Below are 6,673 nucleotides of genomic sequence, written 5' to 3' on the forward strand. Positions count from 1 at the left end.
AAAACAATGGCAGAACGATCTGGCTTTTACTACACTTCAGCCATTTCATTATTTCCTGATGTCCCACCAGTCTTTGTATTCAGGCAGCGTATTTTTCAATGTCTGTATGATGTGGGAAACCGGATCGCTAGTTGAAAGGATGTGAATGTCGACTTTCTCTAAAGCCTCACGAAGCCGCCTCTTTCAAGTTCCTCAATTCTCTTAGCTGCATATGTATCAACTGGGGTACCAGATGATACAAGAATATCTTTGATGTGAGCATTCATCTCTGGATACGTTTTAATACCCATTCCCTCACCTCATCACAATTTCTCTTATGTTAAAATGCAATCTCTTTCCCCTGATTTGTAACAAAAAAGATATTTACATTTTTTAGAAACAAATGTAAATTACAAAATAGTAATTACCAAATTTTAGGATGTTTTGTTTATGAAGTTAAAGAAACTGATTTCAACGCTTGGACTTACGACTTGCCTACTTTCCATGTCATCGTCAGCATTCGCTATGGGTGATGCCAGAGAGACTGATAGTTTTGACTCACCGAATTATTTTCAAGGAATTGGGGATAGTTTTGAAGGTACTCTTTACAAAGTATATCCAGATTTTGAAAGACCAATGGATCATGACTATTTTCAATGGACAAACGACACAGGCCAAGGAAAAACATTTTATGTTAATTTCGACACCTATCAAAATCGCAGCCTAGACTATATGATTCGTGATATGAGTGTTGGTGGTCCAACACACCAAGTGTTTAAAGATACTGGACGCGAATCCTGGTATGTATATTTGCCCGCTGGCGAAAAAATTAAAATACATGTTTCTTCCCAAGATGCAATAAGAGTTGACCCCAATGTGAAATATATCATTGCCTTGAGCGAGCGTCCTTGGTGGTAGATTTGTAGCAAGATTTAGAGGGCTGCTAAAAGCAGTTCCTCTAAATCACTTGCATTCTAACATTACAATTGTAATGTTTTGTAAAATGCTGCTTTTTTGCTGTTTAGCGCTCTTCAACATTTGCGAGATTCTTGTGAGACGCGTTTGATAGGATGAAAATGCCCATTGTAAAAACTTTCTTATACGTTGATGGAACGCCTTGTGCGATGAAAGTCACCCGCACGGTGTAGGCTCGAACGAAAACCCTCATAAACAGAAGGGAATAAGTCGAGAATATCAATCAAAAACCCGAAATCATTCAAGGCTTTACACCAGCAAAAATCACCACGCATGTAGGCGGTAATTCGGGTTGGTCGTTTTTTAGAGCTTTTAAATATCCAGATGGTGATCCTCTAACTTTTTCCATTACTGCACTGGACAGCAGTAGGGGCTTTTAGTGATTTGAGGAGATCGCTTAATGTATAATCTATGCGTTCTTTTGTATTAATCGTTTCCTTGATCGATTCCCCCGCGTTTACTTCTTTGTAAAAGTAATTTGTGCTTTGATCAGCAACCAAATAGAAAAGCCACCCGGCATCCGAGTGGCTTCACCTCATTTTTTCCAGAGAACGAACTACGAAATGCTTCCATCAAAATAGCGTCCTCCACTGCGAAAAAACTACCGATTCTGCGGCTGTTTCGTCCGATAAAACTCATTAAACAACTTCATTAACGCTCTCTTTTCGATACGAGATACATACGACCGAGAAATGCCCAGCTCCCTTGCAATTTCGCGCTGTGTCTTTTCTTTGTCCTGATCCAGCCCAAATCTGCCGATGATGACCTCTTTTTCTCGCTCATCGAGGATGTGGATGTGCTGATAAATTTTATTGGACTCCAGCTTGAGCTGCACAGCATCGACCACTTCGTCGGTTTCTGTGCCAAGGACGTCGATTAAGGTGATTTCATTCACCCTATGTCTTTATCTGTATTCTATATAAGCTTCGCTTTTTAAAAGTACACACGATAGTCGAAGTAAATTCTCAAAATGAATATAGTTCCAATAATCAAGAAATAAAAAAATCCCGTCTCCTCAAAACAGGGACTGGTTTGCTATTTCTTGAACACCTTATGAACATTTCCCTGAGCATTCCTTTGATTTGAATTTATACCTATAACTGTTTTGCTCAATTCATTGAAATGTAATATATTCCTATGTGATATTATCCATTTTTAACAGTTCAAGGAGGATTTTATGAATTTTGTAAAGGCGTGTAGTAAACTTTTTGTAAGTATAGGTCTAATCACTGCTATTTTATTTTCTGGTCAAAACATTGGTCATGCAGAAGATCAATATACCAATGATTTAGTTCCTAAGATGACTAGTAATAATTCACCTAGCGGTGTAGTACGTTCAAGTAGTATATGGAGCGTGAACAACCACCAACCTTTTAATGTTTTTAATGATTCAGATGCAGACTATGGTTGGTCTAGTGCTCAAAGTACGCTTTATGGATGGGTTTCATATGAGTTCTCTGCTCCAACTAAGATTCAAAAGTATACGATAAAGCCTCGGGCTAATAATATTGATAACCTATTGGAACTCCCTAAAGATTGGACTTTCGAGGGTTCGAATGGCACAGATTGGATAATTTTAGATACACGTTCTAACATTAAAGATTGGGCAATGGGTCAAAAAAAGGAATTCACTTTTGATAACGACACTGAGTATCTTGCATATCGCATAAACGTAACAAAGAACAACGGTTCCTCCAAATTTGTCACAATCGGAGAAATGGAAATGATGGCGAAAATTAGTGAATCACCAGAACCAGAGCCTAACCCTGAGCCTAATCCTGATCCAAATCCAGACCCAACTCCAGACCCAACTCCAGAACCTACTGGTGACAATGCTCTTCTTGTTATTAAAATGATCAGTGGACTCGAGAAAGAATTTGAGCTATCTGCATTTGAAGTACAAGACTTTATCGACTGGTATAATGGCCGTGCAGACGGACGTGGCAAAGAAACATATATGTTCGATAAGGACTTTAACAAGGGACCATTTACTGCTCGGAAAGATTATGTAGCATTCAACAAGATTCAATCCTTTGAAGTTATGGAATATACCAAATAACACGATGAGTCACCTCCTATAAAACAGGAAGATGCCTCATCATCTCTTTTCATCCAATCAATCCTAAACAAACCTCTGCTCTTTCCAAGGTTCACCGTACATATACTTGTGTAACCATTAAACGATTTTTAAACAATCAAACCCGTCTCCTCAAAACAGGGACGGGTTGTCATTTGACATTGGGTTATCTAATTTCTGCAGCTATTCCCTAGTTTGTTGCTTTAATTCCTTTTCTTTTTCATCAGAGATATTAAAGGCCTTTTTAAAATTTGGTACGGTTTGATCTTCCAACGGTTGTGAATTAATCCACTTCATAAATTCTTCTTCCCCTACATAATTTATTAGGGTGTCTTCAAAAAAGTATTCTTGACTGTCAAATTTATGTAATAATTCATCTTCCGCTTGATGCTCTTCGGTTTGATGCTCTTCATGTGGCGCAAAGGTCGGGCCATCAAAGTAGTGAGGCCAGAAGTATTTAGGATCTATTGTATTTGAATAGGTAATATCCTTCCCATCATACTCCCCTTCATTATTTATATCGATATGCAAATGAGGACCAGTAGTATCTGTACCAGTATTTCCTGATACCGCAATTTCTTCTCCTTTCTTCACAGAATCACCCGTAGATACAGATTTGGATTTTAAATGAAGAAACCTTATTACTAGTTTAGTATTCGTGTCAGGGTCCTTGTCTCTTGTTTCAATTGCCACATAATTGCCTGCACTTGTCCAATAACCTGCACTTAATACGGTTCCTTTTTGTGGACTGTATACAGGCTCTTTATTTACTGCAATATCCATTCCTTTATGACTTTTAGAATATCCCCTACTTAATTCACTATCAGTAGTAACCCAACTCCAGTTAAAATCGTCGTATGGATTTATCCCTTCTGCGTAAGCTGTTCCATTGCCAGCACTAACTACAGCTGATACTGCGAGAGCTAAACCAAGAATACCCGCCCTTATCTTTCTCATATTTCCATTCCTTTCATTTTATGGTATATTATTACCAATATGATTATAGTATTTTTTTGCCAAATTTTCAATTAATTCAGATGATAAATATGTAAAAAGGTGGGGATTTAAATGTACAAAAAGTTAAAAGTATTCTTGTTGCTTTCTGTAGTTTCAATAGCTGGCTGTACTACTAGTAACAATGCGTCATCCATGCAAGCAAGTCCCCAGCCTCAATCCGTAGACTATAATAAAAAGCTAGATATTCTTGATCGATTAGAGAACCACGACACTACCTTAAGTCGAATGACAGAAATACTAACGATTGAATGGCATCAATTATTTACACAAAAGAATGAAGAGGATTTATGGAATACATATTTTTATCTCACTTGGAATTTACGTCCAAACGAAAAAGAACTAGTAAAGAAAGAATTATCTACAACCCATAAAGAGCTCGCAACATACTTGGAAATGCAGAAAAAAGGCATCCTTCCCGCAAAGGAAGTACATGTAAAGAATATTATGGCTGAAAGAAACTCCAATAATGACGGTTATCTCGTTAAAGCAAGTTACCTTCTAACACTAAAAGACGGTACAACCAAAGAGGTATGGGTTGAACTTAACGCAGACGACTACATGGAAACTTTTAATCCTCGTTTTAACACTATAGCTACTGGAGAAAATCTTCCTGAGCCTAAAAATGAACAAGAGAGATTACGTCGTGAATTTATACTCAGGGCGCTTGACTACAATGTCATTAAAAAAATGTCTTATGATGAAATTTTAGAGATGATCGACATGAAACCAGTCGATACAAAGTAAACCTATGTACGTTAAATTGCTTAAAAAGGATTTAAGGTTTCGACTTTCTGAAATCTTGGTCAAATAAAGTGTCTCTTTCGTCTGCCCACAGATTCCAGATACAAATAAACATTTCACAGTAAACAACCCGTCTCCTTAAAACAGGGACGGGTTGTTTACTAGCCAGCTAGAATAAAATCGACGAATACTGGCGATCGTAGCATGCCACTCTTTGTCCAGTTTCTCATTTTGACGCGAGCCTTTATCTGAGGCTGAACGTAAACATACTCACGATCCTCACCAGTAATCAACTGTTTCGCCACTCCATAAAACGCCTGCTTGTGCGTAGGAGGCACACCTAGTTCGATGACACCTGCAGGTCGACCGTTGTAATGTGCCAACCATCCGAAGTCACTTTTACGCCAGCCGGCAATATGGACATCAGCATACGTGTAGTTGATTACCTTTATGAAATCGTTTGTACGTTTATCCGAGTGGTATCGCCCGTCTTTACTCTTGGCGACTATTCCCTCCATGTTTCGAGCAGCAATTGCGTCCCATAAGTCCTCACCTTGTCCGTCAATGTACGCTATTTTACTCATGGTCGGCGAATCCGATATTGCCCGATCTAATACGGCTTTACGCTCCATTAGGGTAAGGCCTCTTAGGTCGGCCCCATCAAAATGTATGATATCGAATACAACGTAGGATATCGGAAGACGGGACTTTCTCGACTGGAATCGTGACATTGTTAATTCAAAGTCAGGAATGCCTGTGTCTGGGTCCATCACCGCCAGCTCACCGTCCAGTATCATGTCAGGACCATCTGTTATTAGTTCTGGGTACTTCGAGGTCACATCGTTGTTATGCCTTGTGTAAAGGCGCGTCTGTCCATTACTTCGTGATAAGATCAGGCGGTGGCCGTCGATCTTAGGCTCGAAGACGTAACGTCCATCCGAAAATGGTTTATCAGCTTGCTCGAGCAGCATCGGGTATATAAATTCCATATAGCATCACCGCTATAATTGTACCAATCAGTCGTAAAATATTAATTGGTAATTACTTCATCAGCAACGTTAAACTAACGGGCAGTTTAACTTAATAATCGCCAAGATAAGGAAGCGAGGCTGATTCACGAACACAATATCAGGGTGAAAGACAGATTTAATCCGCTGAAGTCAATTAGTTCAATAAAATACCGGGAGCCTAGGAGTTTATTTTCTGGTCCAAGGCACCGCTGTTTTATTTGGTAGTGATTTTTGTCCTTCAAGATTTCGCTATGCCAACAGTTTCAGTCTGAATACGTTATTAACTTCGACACTTACATCATTGGATCATAATTCGACAGGAATTTGCGTAATTGTAACCGATCCGCATCCCATACTTCATTAAGTGGCATTAATTCTGTTAATATATTGAATTTTCAAATGATTGTATTTACGTAAACAGTATAAACTGCACTTTGTGTAATGTTAGGATTTGCAAAAAGACTAACAGCATCATTACGAAGCAGTGGATTTCCAGGAATGGTACTGGTCCAAGAAATGGTTGCAGGAGCCAAGACATAAGGAGCATTGTTAGATACAAAAACATTATTAGTTGGAACCCCTTCGCCATCTGAAGGGCGACTTGAAAAGATAATGGTGCCCGTAATTGTGTCCGTAGTTACTAGAGTTATGGTTGAGACCACGTCAGCAGCAGGAGGACTAGCTGCATTGTTAGGAACATTTTTGCTAATTTCAAAGAGATAAGTTCCAGGAGCAAGGTTATTGACATTGATAGAACCAGAGAACCCAACTATTGATCCAGGCCCTGCAACAACATAAGGAATAACATTAGAAACTGCGCCTGGGGACCCAGCCATTCTTTGAAAGCCTGCATTCGTTCCTCCAAAAAAGATAG

Annotated in this window: 5 protein-coding genes and 2 pseudogenes; 3 read left to right on the forward strand and 4 right to left on the reverse strand. The window is 39.0% G+C overall.

Annotated elements, in window-relative coordinates; genetic code table 11:
• Positions 1 to 429: 429 nt before the first annotated feature.
• On the forward strand, positions 430 to 897 hold the full coding sequence (locus tag ACQ5DJ_RS21045; protein ID WP_429844147.1) for a hypothetical protein: 468 nt from the start codon (positions 430 to 432) through the stop codon (positions 895 to 897).
• Between the two features lie 658 nt (positions 898 to 1,555).
• Here the strand turns inward: ACQ5DJ_RS21045 and ACQ5DJ_RS21050 are convergent.
• A pseudogene (locus ACQ5DJ_RS21050) lies at positions 1,556 to 1,846 on the reverse strand (sigma-70 family RNA polymerase sigma factor); the annotation flags it as partial.
• Between the two features lie 285 nt (positions 1,847 to 2,131).
• Between ACQ5DJ_RS21050 and ACQ5DJ_RS21055 the strand changes: the two are divergent.
• Positions 2,132 to 3,013, forward strand: a complete 882-nt coding sequence (locus tag ACQ5DJ_RS21055; protein WP_429844148.1) for a discoidin domain-containing protein — start codon at positions 2,132 to 2,134, stop codon at positions 3,011 to 3,013.
• A 201-nt stretch (positions 3,014 to 3,214) separates the two neighbouring features.
• On the opposite strand, the gene ACQ5DJ_RS21060 is transcribed toward ACQ5DJ_RS21055, so the two are convergent.
• On the reverse strand, positions 3,215 to 3,988 hold the full coding sequence (locus ACQ5DJ_RS21060) for a M23 family metallopeptidase (RefSeq protein WP_429844149.1): 774 nt from the start codon (positions 3,986 to 3,988) through the stop codon (positions 3,215 to 3,217).
• A 111-nt stretch (positions 3,989 to 4,099) separates the two neighbouring features.
• Here ACQ5DJ_RS21060 and ACQ5DJ_RS21065 point away from each other — a divergent pair, with 111 nt between their 5' ends.
• Positions 4,100 to 4,792: a hypothetical protein gene (locus tag ACQ5DJ_RS21065; protein WP_429844150.1), complete on the forward strand. Its 693-nt coding sequence runs from the start codon at positions 4,100 to 4,102 to the stop codon at positions 4,790 to 4,792.
• A gap of 158 nt (positions 4,793 to 4,950) precedes the next feature.
• Here ACQ5DJ_RS21065 and ACQ5DJ_RS21070 read toward each other — a convergent pair whose 3' ends face one another.
• Together ACQ5DJ_RS21070 and ACQ5DJ_RS21075 are read right to left on the reverse strand one after the other, a co-directional pair.
• Positions 4,951 to 5,778 carry an RNA ligase family protein gene (locus ACQ5DJ_RS21070; protein ID WP_429844151.1) on the reverse strand — a complete coding sequence of 276 codons (828 nt, stop codon included), beginning with the start codon at positions 5,776 to 5,778 and terminating at the stop codon, positions 4,951 to 4,953.
• Positions 5,779 to 6,194: 416 nt separating this feature from the next.
• Positions 6,195 to 6,673 (reverse strand): annotated as a pseudogene (locus ACQ5DJ_RS21075) (hypothetical protein); the annotation flags it as partial.

This window comes from Brevibacillus sp. FIR094, assembly GCF_050477165.1.
Taxonomy (GTDB): Bacteria; Bacillota; Bacilli; order Brevibacillales; family Brevibacillaceae; genus Brevibacillus.